The organism is Agrococcus sp. TF02-05 (assembly GCF_017565345.1).
Lineage (GTDB): Bacteria > Actinomycetota > Actinomycetes > Actinomycetales > Microbacteriaceae > Agrococcus > Agrococcus pavilionensis.
This window is the reverse complement of record NZ_JAGEKO010000011.1, coordinates 1-15,192: the sequence shown is the minus strand read 5'-3', so window position 1 is coordinate 15,192 and position 15,192 is coordinate 1. Positions and strand designations below refer to the sequence as shown.

Genomic DNA, 15,192 nt, shown 5'->3' with positions numbered 1-15,192 from the left:
CCCTCTCTCTCGAGAGGGCCAGGGCAATGGCGACCCTGACGGGACTTGAACCCGCGACCTCCGCCGTGACAGGGCGGCGCGCTAACCAAACTGCGCTACAGGGCCATTCCGGTAGTCCCCATCGTACAGATGAATCCGCGAGTGAGTGACCCCAACGGGATTCGAACCCGTGCTGCCGCCGTGAAAGGGCGGTGTCCTAGGCCGCTAAACGATGGGGCCATGCGCCGGAGCACATGACTACCGAGGGGATACGTTACCCGACCGGGCGGCCTCGTGCAAACCGGCCCCGCTCCGAGCGCGACACGCCTCACCGCATCCGTCGATTCTCAACCTTCAGGTCGAACATGATAGTTGCTAGGGTTGCACCCGTTGTGTCGTGGCTCACGCTCAGTCGGGGAGCACGATGAGGTCTTCAGCAGCCCTGCGCTGCGGCAGGAGCGAGATGCACGAGCCCGACGAGTCGGCCCGAGGCGCACGGACCCGCGCCCATTCGCGCGGCGTCCGCCGAGCGGCCGCGACGACGATCGCGGTCGCGGCACTCGTGGTCGGATTCGTCGTCCCCGGCGCGCCGTCGGCCGAGGCCGTCGACGAGTACGGGTTCCCGACCTGGGCCGAGGTCGAGCAGGCGCGCGGCGACGAGGCCGCGAAGAACCAGCAGATCGCCGACATCCGAGCGCTCATCGGGCAGCTCGAGAGCGAGCTCGCGAGCGCTCGCGCGTTCGCCGACCAGAAGGCCGCCGAGGCGATCGAGGCGCAGCGGGTCTACGACGAGGCCGTCGCGGTCGCGGAGCGCCTCCAGCAGCAGGCCGATGAGGCGTTCGCCCGCGCCGACGAGTCGGAGCTCGCTGCCGGCCAGCTCGCCGCGCAGCTCGCCCGCACGGGCGGCACGGGCGACATGAGCGCCGAGCTCTTCGCCAACCCCGGCTCCGCCGACACGTGGCTCTACCGGCTCGACCTCATGGACCGCGTCGCGGGCACCGCCGACTCGCTCTACGAGCAGGCGCAGCAGGACGCGAACACCGCATCCGCGCTCCAGGCGCAAGCGGTCGTCGCACGCGATGCGCTGCAGGAGCTCAAGGAGGCGGCCGACGCCGCCTTCGCCGCTGCGGCCGACGCCGCCGTCGCCGCCGAGGCGGCCGTCGCCCGCGAGCAGGAGCACCGGGCGCAGCTCGAGGCGCAGCTCGCGGTGCTCGAGCAGAACCGCGCCGCGACCGAGGCCGACTACCAGGCGGGCCAGCGCCACCGCGCCTGGCTGGCCGAGCAGGAGCGCCTCCGCCGCATCGAGGAGGAGCGCCGCGCGGCGGCAGCCCGCGCTGCCGCCGAGGCCGAGGCCCGGCGCCTCGCCGAGGAGGCGGCCCGCGCCGCCGCGGGCTCGGGCGGCTCCGGTGGCGGCTCTGGCGGCGGGGGCACCGTGCCCGTCGCGCCGCCGGCGAGCAGCGGCTGGCAGACGCCGCACTACGGCCGCTTCACCTCCGCCTACGGCTGGCGCAACGACCCGGTCGGCAAGCTCGGCCGCAAGCTGCACGCCGGCATCGACATCGCAGCCGGTTGCGGCACGCCGATCTTCGCCCCTGCCGCGGGCACGGTCGTCTTCCGCGGCCGCGACATCTACGGCGCGAACATCCTCTACATCAACCACGGCGGCGGCATCCAGACCGAGTACGCCCACATGTCGCAGCCCGCGAGCGTCGGCTACGGGGCGCGCGTGAGCCGCGGCCAGGTCGTCGGCTACGAGGGCAACACCGGCCACTCGACCGGCTGCCACTTGCACTTCCAGGTGCGTGTCAACGGCTCGCTCGTCAACCCGGAGCCGTTCCTCAACGCGCGAGGCGTCTACCTCCGCTGACCCGCACGTCGAGCGTCGCCGAGTGCCGCTGCGCGCCCCTGCGCTCGAGTGGCGCCTGCCGCGCCTGAGTGGCGTCTCCGGCGGGTGAGTGGTGCGTCCCGAGGGTGAGTGGGGCTCCCCGCAAGTGCGTGCCGCGCCTCCCAGACGTGCGCGGTCGGCGCGAGCGCGCAGGATGAGCACCGGCTGCCACATGAACGCTCCCATCCGAGGCGCCACGCAGTGACCGGCGGCGCCACTCAGCGACGGGAGGCGCCACTCGATCGCCGCCGGCGCCAGTCAAGAGCAGGGACGCGAAGAGGGGCGCACCTCGCGGTGCGCCCCTCTTCGCGTCGTGGTGCGTCAGTCGGTGACGTCGCGCCCGCCCTCGGGCTTCTCGACGCCCTCGCCGCTCTGGTCGCCGTGCTCGGCGTCGAAGGCGGCGAGGCCGGCCTGCACGGTCGCCTCCGCGGCCTCCGCGCCCTCCCAGTCGCCGAGCTTCGCCCACTTGCCGGGCTCGAGGTCCTTGTAGTGCAGGAAGAAGTGCTCGATCTCGTTGCGGATCTGCTGCGGCACGTCGCCGATGTCCTGGATGTGGGCCCAGCGCGGGTCCTTCTCGAGCACGCAGATGACCTTCGTGTCGATGCCGCCGTCGTCCTCCATGTTGAGCTGGCCGACGGGGCGCACGCGCACGAAGACGCCCGGCGGCACCGGGTACTCGAGCAGCACGAGCGCGTCGACCGGGTCGCCGTCGAGGCCGAGCGTGCCCTCGAAGAAGCCGTAGTCCGTCGGGTAGACGAAGGTCGTGAACAGCACCCGGTCGAGGTAGACGCGGCCCGTCTCGTGATCGACCTCGTACTTGTTGCGGCTCCCCTTGGGGATCTCGATGACGACGTCGTAGGCGGCCAAGAGCGGCTCCTTCTCGTGGGGGTGAGGAATCGGCATAAGGTTACTTCATGCCCGAAAGCGACCGTCGACCGCGGCTGACGCCTGCCGTCGCCGACGTGCGCCGGGCGGTGCGCGAGGCGATCGCCGACCTCCCCGAGGGAGCGCTCGTGCTCGTCGCGCTCTCGGGCGGCGCCGACTCGCTCGCCCTCGCGGGGGCGACCGCCTTCGAGGCGCAGCGCGCCGGTCTGCGGGCCGGCGCCGTCGTCGTCGACCACCAGCTGCAGCCGGGCAGCGCCGACATCGCCGAGCGCGCGGCCGCGCAGGCGCGCGAGCTCGGCCTCGACCCCGTGCGCGTCGTGCCCGTGCAGGTCGCGCCCGACGGGAGCCCCGAGGCGGCCGCGCGCCAGGCGCGCTACGCGGCGCTCCTCAAGGCGCGGAAGGACGCCGGCGCATCCGCCGTGCTGCTCGGCCACACGCTCGACGACCAGGCGGAGACCGTGCTCATCGGGCTCGCGCGCGGCTCCGGCCCCGAGAGCCTGTGGGGCATGCACCCGCGCATCGGCTTCCTGCGCCGGCCGCTGCTGCAGGTGCGGCGCGCGACGACGCACCAGGCGTGCCGCGACCAGGGCCTCGAGCCGTGGAGCGACCCGCACAACGACGACGAGCGGTTCCTGCGCGTGCGGGTGCGGCACCGGGTGCTGCCGATGCTCGACGAGGTGCTCGGCGGCGGAGTGGCGCTCGCCCTGACCCGCACCGCCGACACGCTGCGCGAGGACGCCGAGGCGCTCGCCCACTTCGCGCAGGAGCAGATCGGCGACCTCGTCGAGCACGCCGAGGGCGGCCTCTCGCTCGACGTCGGCGGCCTCGGCGCGAACCCGCCGGCCCTCCGCCAGCGCATCATCCGACTCGCGGTGCAGAGCGAGTTCCACACCGCGCTCACGCGGCAGCAGACGCTCGAGGTCTCGCGCCTCGTCACCGACTGGCACGGCCAGGGCCCGATCCACCTCCCCGGCATCCGGGTCTCGCGCGAAGGCCGCCGGCTCGTCTTCGTCGCGGCCTGACGCAGCGCGGTCCGCGCTTCGTTGCGGAACTGTGATCCGCCCCGGGTGAGGGACGCTTGATGCTGAGCATGACGGCGTGCGGATGCGCTCCGTCGGTCGCGAGGACGACCGTGACCGCTCATCCCGCGCGCGACCGCGCGCTCGTCGCCGCGCTCGGTGCGCTGCTGCTGACCGGATGTGCGGCTGGTGCGCAGGCGGAGCCGAGCGCGCTCGCGACGCCGCACGCCGATCCCGCGGCTTCCGCAGCTCCCGTCGCGAGCGCGAGCCCGACCGCGTCGGGCGATGCGCGCGCCGTCGACACGGGCGACTGGCTCGCGTTCGCGACCGAACGCGGCAGCGTCTCGTTCCGCTGTCCGCCGCGCTGGACCCTCGAGGCCGAGTCGGAGCTCTTCGCGCCGGATGCTGAACGCACGGATGTGCAGGTTCCGCACGAGCGCTGGATGGATTCGGCGACGCTCACCGCACTGAACGGGCAGCAGCTGCTCGCGATGCACGACTTCGTCGACATCGGCGGTGGCCCGTGCGGCGAGCTGCGCCCGCTCGAGGTGCTCGCCGTCGAGCCGTCGCTCTGGACCATCGACTCCCTCGACGACGCGGGCTCGTACATGGAGACCGACGAGTATGCCACCATCGTCGAGATCCTCGGCTCCTACCGGACGTGATCTGCCGCGCGCGGGCCGACCGCCAGGCGGTGACGGCGGCCGCAGCGGCGACCGCTCATGCGGGCGTCGCACGAGGGCCGTCGACTGGTCCTCGTCGCCGTTGGCGCCCGACACAGCGGTCGTTGCCAGATCGTGACGCGCTCGGCGCCGCCCAGCCATCAGAATCGGCATGACGGTGCGACGGGCACCGCGCCCTTCGGGAGGAACGACGATGCCCCATCACCGGCGCACGATCAGCGGTCGGCTCTGCGCCGCGACCCTCGCGGCGGCGGTACTGCTCGGACTGAGCGCGTGCGCGAGCCGCGCGCTCGAGCGGGCGGACGCTGTGCCTTCGCCGAGCGCTGCCGCTCCCGCGCCGAGCGGCACGGCCGCCGCTGAGCCGACGCCCACCGCCGAGCCCGAGGAGGAGCCGGCCGCCTGGACGACGGTCGAGGTCGGCGACGGCCGCACCAGCTGGCGGATCCCTGACGGCTGGACGGCCGAGATCGACGCGGAAGTGGTCGAGGGGCGCGCGGAGTGGACGGACTACCGCGGGCTGGTGCGCGACGCGTCCGGCACACCGATGCTGCGGTTCGAGGCGATCGCGAGCGGCGGCCAGTACGCGACCGACTTCTGGCCCTGCGAGCGACCCGAGACCGAGGTGTTCGAGGTGACGCCGCTGCCTGAGCTCGTCGTCGGTTCTGGGGCCGCCGTTGTGTCGCTCGCCTTCAAGGATGGAACCGGCGAAGTCACGTTCGCCGCTGGCGTCTCCCAGAACGACGCGCAAGCCGCGTGCGAGCCCGGGATCCTCGCGCTGCATGGGGACGACGCCCCGGGTGGCTACGACTACCTGCTGCTGCAGATCGTCGACGACGAGGGGATGTCGTACCCGCAGTTCGCCGACTTCGCGGCTGCTCGCGCGTACCTCGATTCCGATGAGTACCTCGCGATCCGCGAGGTGCTGGGCTCGTTCGAGCACCGCTGACCGCCGCGCGTCGGTAGCGCGCGCCGGTAGGTTGGAGCCACCCCCACGCCGACCGCCAGGAGCGCAGATGGACTTCAGCCACGTCGAGGCCGACCTCGCCAAGACTCTCATCACCGAGGAGGAGCTCCACGCGAAGCTCCAGGAGCTCGCGCGCGAGATCGAGGCCGACTACGAGGGCAAGGACCTGCTGCTCGTCGGCGTCCTGCGCGGCGCCGTCATGGTGATGGCCGACCTGGCGCGCGCCCTGCACCGCCACATCGAGATGGATTGGATGGCCGTCTCGTCCTACGGCTCCGGCACCGTCTCCTCGGGCGTCGTCCGCATCCTGAAGGACCTCGACACCGACCTCACGGGGCGCCACGTGCTCATCGTCGAGGACATCATCGACTCGGGCCTCACCCTCTCGTGGCTGCGAGCCAACCTCGAGTCGCGCGGCGCCGCCTCCGTCGAGATCTGCACGATGCTGCGCAAGCCCGACGCGCTCAAGGTGCAGGTCGACGTCAAGTACTGCGGCTTCGACATCCCCAACGAGTTCGTCATCGGCTACGGCCTCGACTACGCCGAGAAGTACCGCAACATGCGCGGCATCGGCGTGCTCGCGCCGCACGTCTACTCCGGCGAGTAGAGAGGCGGATGCGTGCTCCCAGCCGCGGGGTCGCTCGCGTTTGCGATCATGGAGGGGTGAAGCCGCTCCATCGCCCGCTCGTGCCGCTCGTCCTCGTCACGGCGGCGCTCGCGCTCGCGGGATGCAGCGCCTCGGAGGAGCCGGCGCCCGGGCCGTCGATCCCTCCCGGCATCACCGCGCCGCCGCCGACGGCGCCCGCGGCCGAGGCGCCGCCCGAGATCGAGTCGTCGCTGCCGGCCGAGATCGCCGGGGTCGACACGACCGGTTGGCAGCAGGTCCCCGTGCCGAGCGGCAGCGCGACCTTCCGCATCCCGGCCGAGTGGACCGTCGCCGAGGCGCCGGGCGGGCTCGAGGTCCTCAGCCCCGCGGGGCAGCGGCAGCTCGGCTACGCCGAGGACCCCGACACGGGCGACGGCACGTGCGTCGACGCTGCCGGCACGCCGGTCGCCTGGCGCACGCTCGGCCTCGACCGGCAGGAGGTCGCGATCGACGGCGTCGCCGGCGCCGCGTACGGCGCCGCAGCGCTGCAGCTCGGCGACCAGTGGGTCTTCAGCATGGGGCTGCTGCCGGCCGACGCGGCGCAGCGGCCGCAGTGCCCGATCGTGAACGCGATCGAGACGCCCGCGGGCATCGTCTCGTTCGGCTCCGAGGTCGTCGCGAGCGGCTCGGGCGACGGCTCGCCGTGGGCCGTGGCCTCGCTCGACGCCGCGCAGCAGTACGTCGCCGACCCCGAGTACGCGACGCTCCGAGCGATCGTCATGTCGCTCGAGCTGCTCGAGGGATAGCGGCCAGCCCGCCCACAGCGAACACGGGATGGGCGCACCGACTGCGGCGATAGCCTGTCCGAATGGCGACTGAGAAGGACAAGGACAAGGGCTTCAAGAGGTTCTTGCGCGGACCGATCCCGTGGATCGTGATCGCGCTCCTGATCGTCGGCATCGCGTTCAGCTTCTTCATGACGCCGCAGTACCGGCCCGTGCAGACCGACGTCGGCATGCAGCTCATCGCCGACGGCGACGTCGCGCAGGCGCGCATCGTCGACGGCGAGCAGCGCGTCGACCTCATCCTCACCGAGCCGCACGAGGAGTACGGCGAGCGGGTGCAGTTCTACTACGTCGCGCCGCGCGGCGAGGAGCTCGTCGACGCCATCACCGAGGCGGATCCCGAGAACGGCTACATCGACGAGGTGCCGCAGGCCAACTGGCTGCTGTCGCTGTTCAGCATCCTGCTGCCCGTGCTGCTGCTCGGCGCGCTCTTCTACTTCTTCATGACCCGCCTCTCGGGCGGCAACCGCGGCGTGATGCAGTTCGGCAAGTCGAAGGCCCAGCTCATCTCGAAAGACATGCCGCAGGTGAAGTTCGCCGACGTCGCGGGCGCCGACGAGGCGGTCGAGGAGCTCGGCGAGATCAAGGAGTTCCTGCAGGACCCGTCGAAGTTCCAGGCGGTCGGCGCGCGCATCCCGAAGGGCGTGCTGCTCTACGGCCCTCCCGGCACGGGCAAGACGCTCCTCGCGCGCGCCGTCGCGGGCGAAGCCGGCGTGCCGTTCTACTCGATCTCCGGCTCCGACTTCGTCGAGATGTTCGTCGGCGTCGGCGCGAGCCGCGTGCGCGACCTCTTCGAGCAGGCGAAGGAGAACGCGCCGGCGATCATCTTCGTCGACGAGATCGACGCCGTCGGCCGTCAGCGCGGCGCGGGCCTCGGCGGCGGGCACGACGAGCGCGAGCAGACGCTCAACCAGCTGCTCGTCGAGATGGACGGCTTCGACGTCAAGACGAACGTCATCCTCATCGCCGCGACGAACCGCCCCGACATCCTCGACCCCGCGCTCCTGCGCCCGGGCCGCTTCGACCGCCAGATCGGCGTCGACGCCCCCGACATGAAGGGCCGCGAGACGATCCTCAAGGTGCACGCGAAGGGCAAGCCGATCGCCGCCGGCGTCGACCTGTCGGTGCTCGCGCGGAAGACGCCCGGCTTCACGGGCGCCGACCTCGCGAACGTCCTCAACGAGGCGGCGCTCCTCACCGCGCGCGGCAACGCGACGCAGATCACCGACGAGGCGCTCGACGAGGCCGTCGACCGCGTCATGGCGGGCCCCCAGCGCCGCACGCGCGTCATGAACGACAAGGAGCGGCTCATCACCGCCTACCACGAGGGCGGCCACGCGCTCGCGGCGGCGGCGATGCGGCACTCCGACCCCGTCACGAAGGTGACGATCCTGCCCCGCGGCCGCGCCCTCGGCTACACGATGGTGCTGCCCGTCAACGACAAGTACTCCGTCACCCGCAACGAGCTGCTCGATCAGCTCACCTACGCGATGGGCGGCCGCGTCGCCGAGGAGATCGTCTTCCACGACCCGACGACCGGCGCCGGCAACGACATCGAGAAGGCGACCGGCATCGCCCGCAAGATGGTGACCGAGTACGGCATGACCGCGGCGATCGGCGCCGTCAAGCTCGGCAGCAACCAGTCGGAGGCCTTCTTCGGCCGCGACATGGGCGGCGGCCGCGACTACTCGCCGTCGCTCTCCGAGGCCGTCGACCGCGAGGTGCGCGCGCTCATCGAGCAGGCGCACACCGAGGCGTGGCAAGTGCTCAACCAGAACCGCGACGTGCTCGACCGCCTGGCCGGCGAGCTCCTCGAGCGCGAGACGCTCGACCACCTCGCGCTCGCCGAGATCTTCGCCGACGTCGAGAAGCTGCCCGAGCGGCCGCAGTGGCTCTCGCACCCCGACCGGCCGGTGAGCGACCGGCCGCCGATCGAGCTGCCGGTGTCGCAGCACGTCGACGAGGTCGTCGAGCCCGACGTCGCCACCGAGCCCGCGGGCTGATGGCGGTCGACCGGACGCGCGTCGCCGCGGCCGTGCGCGAGCTGCTCGCGGCGATCGGCGACGACCCCGCGCGGCCCGGCCTCGCCGAGACGCCGCGCCGGGTCGCGGAGGCGTACGCCGAGTACTTCGCGGGCGTCGGCGAGGATGCGTCGGCCCACCTCGACACCGCGGACCTCGCGGGCGAGCGGGGCGAGATGGTGCTGCTGCGCGACATCGAGTTCCGCTCGATGTGCGAGCACCACCTGCTGCCGTTCACCGGCATCGCGCACGTCGCCTACCTGCCCGGCGACCGGATCGTCGGCCTCGGCCGCATCCCGCGCGTCGTCGAGACGATCGCCTCGCGGCCGCAGATCCAGGAGCGGCTCACCGACGAGATCGCCGACGCGCTCGTCGCGGGCCTCGAGCCCGAGGGCGTGCTCGTCGTCGTCGACGCGGTCCACGGATGCGTCGGCGCGCGCGGGTCGCGGCAGGTCAACTCGTCGACGGTGACGGTCGCGAGCCGCGGCCGGCTCGCCGAGCCGATCGAGCGGGCTGAGATCATGGCCCTCATCGGGGAGCGGAGGTAGCGATGACCGAGGTGTGGGGCATCCTCAACGTCACGCCCGACTCGTTCAGCGACGGCGGCCGCTACGTCGACCCGGGCGCGGCGATCGCGCACGCGCGCAGGCTCCGCGCGCAGGGCGCCGACGTCATCGACATCGGGGGCGAGTCGACGAGGCCCGGCGCCGACCCGATCGATCCCGCCGAGGAGCTCTCGCGCATCCTGCCGGTCGTCGAGGAGCTCGTGCGCGAGGGCGTGCGCGTCTCGGTCGACACCATCCACGCATCCACCGCTCGCGCCGTCGTCGCCGCGGGAGCAGAGATCGTCAACGACGTCACCGCGGGCCTGCACGACGAGGGGATGCTCGACGCGGTCGCCGAGGGCGGCGCGAGCATCGTGCTCATGCACTCGCGCGGCATCGACGTGACGCAGGACACGCGCTACGACGACGTCGTCGCCGACGTCGTCGAGCACCTCGCCGCGCGCGTCGAGGCCGCGGTCGCGGCCGGCATCCCGCGCGAGCGCATCATCGTCGACCCCGGCTTCGGCTTCTCGAAGGAGCCGGGCGACAACTGGCGGCTGCTCGCGAACCTCCATCGCGTCATCGAGCTCGGCCTCCCGGTGCTCGTCGGCACGAGCCGCAAGCGCTTCCTCGGCGCGCTGCTGCCCGAGGGCGCACCCGTCGAGGAGCGCGACGCGCCGACAGCCGCGACCTCGCTGCTCGCGGCGCAGCGCGGCGCACACGCGCTGCGCGTGCACGACGTCGCCTCGACCGTGTCGGCGCTGCGCGCGCTCGCGGCGGTCGAGCGCGCCGATGGCCCGGGCTGGGACGACGCGACCGGCGACGTCGAGCGGCTCGCGGGCACCATCGCGCTGCGGGGCATCCGCGCCCGCGGTCACCACGGCGTGCTGCCGGAGGAGCGCCGCGACGGCCAGGAGTTCGTGATCGACGTCGAGCTCGCCCTCGACGTGCGCGACGCGGTCGCGAGCGACGACGTCGCCCGCACCGTGCACTACGGCGAGCTCGCCGAGCGCATCGTCGCCGCGGTCGAGCGCGATCCCGTCGACCTCATCGAGACGCTCGCCGACCGGATCGCGCGCGTGTGCCTCGAGGACCGCCGCGTCGACCACGCCCACGTCACGGTGCACAAGCCGAGCGCGCCGATCGACGTGCCGTTCGGCGACGTGTCGGTCTCGCTCGGCCGCGGTCGGCTCCGGCACCGGGAGGGCATCCGATGAGGCTCCAGCTCGAGCGCCGCGCCGTCCTCTCGCTCGGCGCCAACCTCGGCGACCGGGTCGCGACCATCGACGCGGCCGTGCGCGCCCTCGACGCGATCGACGGCATCCGGGTGCTGCTCCGCTCGAGCGCGTGGGAGTCGCCCTCGTGGCACCCTGACGGCGAGGGCCTCTCGCCCGACTACGTGAACATCGTCGTCATCGTCGGCACGACGATGGAGCCCATCGACCTGCTCGACGCCGTGCAGGCCGTCGAGGCGGCGCTCGGCCGCGAGCGCTCGCAGCGGTGGGGGAGCCGCACGATCGACATCGACATCGTCGCGATCGGAGAGATGGAGCACGCCGAGGATCGGCTCGTCATCCCGCACCCGCGGGCGCACGAGCGGCAGTTCGTGCTGCAGCCGTGGCTCGAGGTCGAGCCCCGCGCCTCGATCCCCGGCCACGGGCCGATCGCCGAGCTCGCGGACTACGCGCACGGCGATGCGTGGAAGCTGCCGTGACGCGCACGAGCCCGCTCGTCGTCGGCCTGCTCGTCGTCGCGGCCGCGCTCGCGGGCTGGCTGCTCGAGGCGATGCTCGTCATGACCGGCCGCGCGGCGCTCGTGCCGCCGCTCACGCTCGGTCCCGCCCTCGCGGTGCTCGGCGGCGTGCTGCTCATCGCCGCGTGGCCGGTGCGGCAAGCGGGGCGCGGCAAGCGGCGCATCGACTACCGGCACGCGACCGGCGTGCTCGGCTTCGCGAAGGCATCCTCGACCCTCGGGGCGCTGCTCGCCGGCGCCGCGCTCGGCGCGATCGGCTTCTTCGCGACCCGCTCGGTCGTCGCCGAGCAGGCGCTCGTCGCGCTCGGCGTCGTGCTCGTCGGGGGCGTGCTGCAGCTCGTCGCGGGGCTCGTCGCCGAGTCGTGGTGCGTGCTGCCGCCCGATGACGACGAGGCGGCGCCGAGCGCGTCCGCGCCTGAGCCCGCCTGAGGGGGCCTCGGTACGCGCGCCTGCGGCGCGCCACTCGGCCTTGAGCCCTGCGCGCAGAAGTCGGCTTCGCCGACTTGTGCGCCCCCGGCTCAACGCTCGGGAGCCGGCTGGAACGAGGTCATCGACTCCGCGTCGAACGCCTCGCGGATCTGCTCGACCCCGTCCCAGTTGACGTAGACGACAGATTGCGAGCCCTCCATGCCGGTGCCGAGCGTCGGCATCGTGAAGGTCTGCACGCGCGAGGAGTCGAGCTGCGCCATCTGCGTCGCGAGCTGGACGCCGACGGGCAGCGAGAGCGTGTCGGTGATCGCCATGTGCGGCGAGACGGTCGCGAAGATGCCCGCGAGCCGGTCCGGGTTCGTGAGGTTCTCGCGCGTCATGAGCTGCTCGATCGCGCCGCGCAGGAGCGCCCGCTGGTTGTGGGCGCGCTGGTAGTCGCCGTCGCTGAAGGGGTAGCGGGCGCGCACGTAGGCGAGCGCCGCGTCGCCCTCGACGGTGATCTCGCCGGCGGGGAACGAGTAGGCGCCCTCGCTGAAGGCGATGTCGTTCTGCAGCGTCACGCCGCCGAGCGCGGTCGTGAGCCCCTTGAACCCCTCGAAGTCGATCACCGCGACGTGGTCGATGCGCTGGTCGATGATGCCCTCGACCGTCTGCACCATGAGCGGCACCCCGCCGAGCGCGAGCGCCGCGTTGACCTTGCGCATGCCCGGGTGGCCGGGGATCTCGACCCACGAGTCGCGCATGATCGACATGATCTGCACCGTCTCGCGGTCGGGCGGGATGTGGGCGACGAGGATGGTGTCGGCGCGGTCGCCGAGGCCCGTGAGCAGCGAGCCGTCGGTCGCGCGCGAGTCGCTGCCGAGCAGCAGCACGTTGACGGGGGCGTTGCCCTCGACCGGCTCGACCGTCGGCCGCAGGGATTCCTCGGGGAAGGCCGTCTCGATCGTCTCGACCTGCTGGAGCGAGGGGTTGACCCGCAGGAAGTACCAGCCGATCGCGGCGAGGAGCGCCAGCACGATGACCCCGACGATGCCGACGGCGATCCATCGGCCCGGGTGGCGCTTGCGCTGCTCGGTGTCGGTCGTCATCCGACGAGTATCCCAGACGGCCCGTCGGCCCCGGGGCGGCTAGCCTGGCCACGCCTGGATCGACCGCCGGAGGAACCGGCAGAGGAGGAACTGTGGCCGAGCGCCTGGACGTCCCCGGCGAGTGGCAGCGCGTCAGCATGCGCTACGCCCTCGTCGACTCGATCGGCAACGTGATCGGCTGGGCGGTGCTCGGCATCGGCGTGACCGTGCCGATCTGGTTCGCGAACGACCAGCAGCTGCCGATGCCCTGGGGGTGGATCCCGATCGCGGCCGCGGTCGTGCTCTCGATCGTGAGCGCCGTGTGGGCGTTCCTGCGCACCCGCACCATCGGCTACCTGCAGCGCGCCGACGACCTGCTCGTGCGCCGTGGCATGCTCTTCCGCCGCTTCGTCGCCGTGCCCTACGGCCGCATGCAGATCGTCGACATCACGCAGGGCCCGATCGAGCGGATGTTCGGGCTCAAGACCCTCAAGTTCGTCACCGCCGCCGCCTCGAGCGCGATCACGATCCCCGGCATGCCCGGCTCGACGGCGGAGGAGCTGCGCGACCACCTCGTCGACGTCTCCGAGTCGCGACGGGCCGGCCTGTGACCGACCCGCAGCAGCAGCGCCCCGGCCCGCCGGCGGGGTGGCAGCAGCCCCAGCCCGCGCAGGGCTGGCAACAGCAGGCCGGCCCGACGCATCCGCCCGCCTCCGGCGCCCAGCAGCAGCCGGGCCCGGGCGCCGCTCCGAGCACGCAGCAGCAGGCGCACCAGAAGGCCATCGAGCTCGTCGACGGCGAGTGGCACCGGCTGCACCCCGCGACGCCGCTGCTGCGCGGCGGCCTCGCGCTCATCATCGTGCTCGGCATCCTCATCTCGACGTTCCGCGACCGCGTGCTCGCGACGTTCGTGCCGGACGAGTTCGACGAGTTCAACGAGGACCCCTTCGGCGACTTCATCGTCGAGCAGCTGCTGTGGGTGCTGCTCGGCGTCATCGCGCTCGTCGTGGTGTGCGTCGTGCTCTTCTGGGTCGCGTGGCGCGTGCACCGCTTCCGCATCACGGGCGACGCGGTCGAGGTCGAGCAGGGCATCCTCGTCAAGAAGCACCGGCGGGCGCCGCTCGCGCGCATCCAGGCGATCAACATCCAGAAGCCGTGGTTCGCGCGGCTGCTCGGCGCGTGCAAGTTCGAGGTGCAGCAGGCGGGCAACGACTCGAACGTCGACCTCAACTACTTGAGCTCGTCGGTGGCGGATGCGCTGCGGTACCAGATCATGGACCGCGCGTCGGGCCGCTCGGCCGCCGACGCCGAGCGGCTCGCCGCCGAGCGCGGAGCCGCGGGCGGAGCCTCGGTCGTCGACGACATCCTGCGCCCGGACGCCGAGATCGCGCACCTCGCGCCCGACTCGCTCGTGCGCATCCCGGTCAAGCGCATAGCGCTCTCGTCGCTGCTCGACGGCACGATCGCGTGGGCGGTGGCCTACCTCGTCGTGACGCTCGTCGTGATCGTCGGGTTCCAGCAGTGGTGGGCGGTGTTCGCGCTCCTGCCCGGCGCGTTCGCCTTCTTCGTCGCCGGCATGAAGTCGCTCGGCTCGAAGCTGCGCTACTCGATCGCCGCGACGCCCGACGGCATCCGGCTCGCCTACGGGCTCGCATCGACGACGACCGAGATCATCCCGCCCGGCCGCATCTTCGCGCTGCAGATCAAGCAGCCGCTGCTGTGGCGACCGTTCGGCTGGTGGCAGGTGACGTTCACGCGCGCCGGCAAGATGAAGGCTGACGGCTCGGGACAGAGCGGCACGGGGCAGATGGCGAACTACCTGCTGCCGGTGGGCGACCTGCGCGACGTGCGCACCGTCGTCGGGCTCGTGCTGCCCGAGCTCGCGCACTCGCCGCTCATCGACGCGGGCATCTTCGGCCAGGCGCCCGACGCGTTCGTCGTGAGCCCGCCGCGAGCGCGGGCCTTCCGGTGGTTCTCCGTCAAGCGCAACGGCTTCCACGTGCACGACGCCGCGTTCCTGCTGCGCATGGGGCGCATCTGGCGCTCGCTGCAGATCGTGCCGCAAGCGCGAGTGCAGTCGGTCGCGGTGCAGCAGGGCCCGATCTACGGACTCGCGCGGCTCGCGCGCGTGCAGTTCCACGTGCCCGACAGCGCATTCTCGCCCGGCATCGGCGCGATCGATCAGCGCGACGCGAGCGAGCTCTTCGAGCACGCGATGCGCTCGATCAAGGTCGCGATCGAGCGGGATGCGTCGGAGTCGTGGGCGAGCGCGCTCTCGCGCAACGCCGTGCTCGAGACCGCGCCCGCGGTGCAGGATGGCCTCATGGCGGCGCCAAGCGGCCCGGGTGCCCCCGGCCAGCCGTTCGCGCCGTCGGCCCCCGCGGGCGCCGGGTGGACCGGCGCGCCTGGGCCCGCGCGGCAGCCGTGGCCGCCGCAGCCGGCGCAGCAGCAGCCTCCCTGGCCGGCGGCGCCCGCGCAGCAGCAGCCGTGGCCGGCGCCGCCCGCGCAGCAGCAGCCGTGGCCGGCGCCGCC

15 protein-coding genes and 2 tRNA genes are annotated in these 15,192 nt (G+C 72.8%); 13 read left to right on the top strand and 4 right to left on the bottom strand.

Annotated elements, in window-relative coordinates; all coding sequences use genetic code 11:
• Positions 1-27: 27 nt before the first annotated feature.
• Positions 28-105: transfer RNA gene (locus JQT67_RS12010), tRNA-Asp, on the bottom strand.
• 41 nt (positions 106-146) lie between these two features.
• Positions 147-219: transfer RNA gene (locus JQT67_RS12005), tRNA-Glu, on the bottom strand.
• 223 nt (positions 220-442) lie between these two features.
• On the opposite strand from JQT67_RS12005, the gene JQT67_RS12000 reads away from it, so the two are divergent.
• The gene (locus JQT67_RS12000) at positions 443-1,846 is read left to right on the top strand and encodes a M23 family metallopeptidase (protein ID WP_208064942.1); all 1,404 of its coding nucleotides are present in this window, start codon (positions 443-445) and stop codon (positions 1,844-1,846) included.
• Positions 1,847-2,185: 339 nt separating this feature from the next.
• Here JQT67_RS12000 and JQT67_RS11995 read toward each other — a convergent pair whose 3' ends face one another.
• A complete protein-coding gene (locus JQT67_RS11995; RefSeq protein ID WP_279537699.1) occupies positions 2,186-2,731 on the bottom strand; it encodes an inorganic diphosphatase in 546 nt (181 codons plus the stop codon).
• Positions 2,732-2,778: 47 nt separating this feature from the next.
• Here JQT67_RS11995 and tilS point away from each other — a divergent pair, with 47 nt between their 5' ends.
• The 10 genes from tilS to JQT67_RS11945 all read left to right on the top strand — a co-directional run bounded on the left by tilS (position 2,779) and on the right by JQT67_RS11945 (position 11,593).
• Positions 2,779-3,771 carry a tRNA lysidine(34) synthetase TilS gene (gene tilS / locus JQT67_RS11990; RefSeq protein WP_208064938.1) on the top strand — a complete coding sequence of 331 codons (993 nt, stop codon included), beginning with the start codon at positions 2,779-2,781 and terminating at the stop codon, positions 3,769-3,771.
• A gap of 110 nt (positions 3,772-3,881) precedes the next feature.
• Positions 3,882-4,433: a hypothetical protein gene (locus JQT67_RS11985; protein WP_208064936.1), complete on the top strand. Its 552-nt coding sequence runs from the start codon at positions 3,882-3,884 to the stop codon at positions 4,431-4,433.
• Positions 4,434-4,644: 211 nt separating this feature from the next.
• Positions 4,645-5,397 carry a hypothetical protein gene (locus JQT67_RS11980; protein ID WP_208064934.1) on the top strand — a complete coding sequence of 251 codons (753 nt, stop codon included), beginning with the start codon at positions 4,645-4,647 and terminating at the stop codon, positions 5,395-5,397.
• Between the two features lie 67 nt (positions 5,398-5,464).
• Positions 5,465-6,022 (top strand): hypoxanthine phosphoribosyltransferase, encoded by a 558-nt coding sequence (gene hpt, locus JQT67_RS11975; RefSeq protein ID WP_208064932.1) that lies wholly within the window; start codon positions 5,465-5,467, stop codon positions 6,020-6,022.
• 56 nt (positions 6,023-6,078) lie between these two features.
• Entirely contained in the window at positions 6,079-6,807 is a 729-nt protein-coding gene (locus JQT67_RS11970) for a hypothetical protein (protein WP_208064931.1), read from the top strand.
• A gap of 62 nt (positions 6,808-6,869) precedes the next feature.
• Positions 6,870-8,849, top strand: a complete 1,980-nt coding sequence (gene ftsH, locus JQT67_RS11965; RefSeq protein ID WP_208064929.1) for an ATP-dependent zinc metalloprotease FtsH — start codon at positions 6,870-6,872, stop codon at positions 8,847-8,849.
• Positions 8,849-9,415 (top strand): GTP cyclohydrolase I FolE, encoded by a 567-nt coding sequence (folE, locus tag JQT67_RS11960; RefSeq protein WP_208064926.1) that lies wholly within the window; start codon positions 8,849-8,851, stop codon positions 9,413-9,415. The genes ftsH and folE overlap by 1 nt, the downstream gene beginning before the upstream one ends.
• Before the next feature lie 2 nt (positions 9,416-9,417).
• On the top strand, positions 9,418-10,629 hold the full coding sequence (folP, locus tag JQT67_RS11955) for a dihydropteroate synthase (protein ID WP_208064924.1): 1,212 nt from the start codon (positions 9,418-9,420) through the stop codon (positions 10,627-10,629).
• Positions 10,626-11,126 carry a 2-amino-4-hydroxy-6-hydroxymethyldihydropteridine diphosphokinase gene (folK, locus tag JQT67_RS11950; protein WP_208064922.1) on the top strand — a complete coding sequence of 167 codons (501 nt, stop codon included), beginning with the start codon at positions 10,626-10,628 and terminating at the stop codon, positions 11,124-11,126. Before folP ends, folK begins: the two co-directional genes overlap by 4 nt.
• Entirely contained in the window at positions 11,123-11,593 is a 471-nt protein-coding gene (locus JQT67_RS11945; protein ID WP_208064920.1) for a DUF3180 family protein, read from the top strand. The genes folK and JQT67_RS11945 overlap by 4 nt, the downstream gene beginning before the upstream one ends.
• An 89-nt stretch (positions 11,594-11,682) precedes the next feature.
• Here the strand turns inward: JQT67_RS11945 and JQT67_RS11940 are convergent, their stop codons facing one another.
• On the bottom strand, positions 11,683-12,681 hold the full coding sequence (locus JQT67_RS11940; RefSeq protein ID WP_208064918.1) for an LCP family protein: 999 nt from the start codon (positions 12,679-12,681) through the stop codon (positions 11,683-11,685).
• 92 nt (positions 12,682-12,773) lie between these two features.
• Between JQT67_RS11940 and JQT67_RS11935 the strand changes: the two genes are divergently transcribed.
• Together JQT67_RS11935 and JQT67_RS11930 are read left to right on the top strand one after the other, a co-directional pair.
• A complete protein-coding gene (locus JQT67_RS11935) occupies positions 12,774-13,271 on the top strand; it encodes a PH domain-containing protein (RefSeq protein WP_307864329.1) in 498 nt (165 codons plus the stop codon).
• Positions 13,268-15,192 (top strand): PH domain-containing protein (locus JQT67_RS11930; protein WP_208064902.1); only part of this gene is annotated, 1,925 nt, incomplete at its 3' end. The genes JQT67_RS11935 and JQT67_RS11930, both read left to right, overlap by 4 nt.

Coding starts and splice junctions, on each gene's coding strand:
- JQT67_RS12000 (WP_208064942.1), top strand. CDS start 443: ATGCACGAGCCCGACGAGTCGGCCCGAGGCGCACGGACCCGCGCCCAT.
- tilS (WP_208064938.1), top strand. CDS start 2,779: ATGCCCGAAAGCGACCGTCGACCGCGGCTGACGCCTGCCGTCGCCGAC.
- JQT67_RS11980 (WP_208064934.1), top strand. CDS start 4,645: ATGCCCCATCACCGGCGCACGATCAGCGGTCGGCTCTGCGCCGCGACC.
- hpt (WP_208064932.1), top strand. CDS start 5,465: ATGGACTTCAGCCACGTCGAGGCCGACCTCGCCAAGACTCTCATCACC.
- ftsH (WP_208064929.1), top strand. CDS start 6,870: ATGGCGACTGAGAAGGACAAGGACAAGGGCTTCAAGAGGTTCTTGCGC.
- folE (WP_208064926.1), top strand. CDS start 8,849: ATGGCGGTCGACCGGACGCGCGTCGCCGCGGCCGTGCGCGAGCTGCTC.
- folP (WP_208064924.1), top strand. CDS start 9,418: ATGACCGAGGTGTGGGGCATCCTCAACGTCACGCCCGACTCGTTCAGC.
- folK (WP_208064922.1), top strand. CDS start 10,626: ATGAGGCTCCAGCTCGAGCGCCGCGCCGTCCTCTCGCTCGGCGCCAAC.
- JQT67_RS11940 (WP_208064918.1), bottom strand. CDS start 12,681: ATGACGACCGACACCGAGCAGCGCAAGCGCCACCCGGGCCGATGGATC.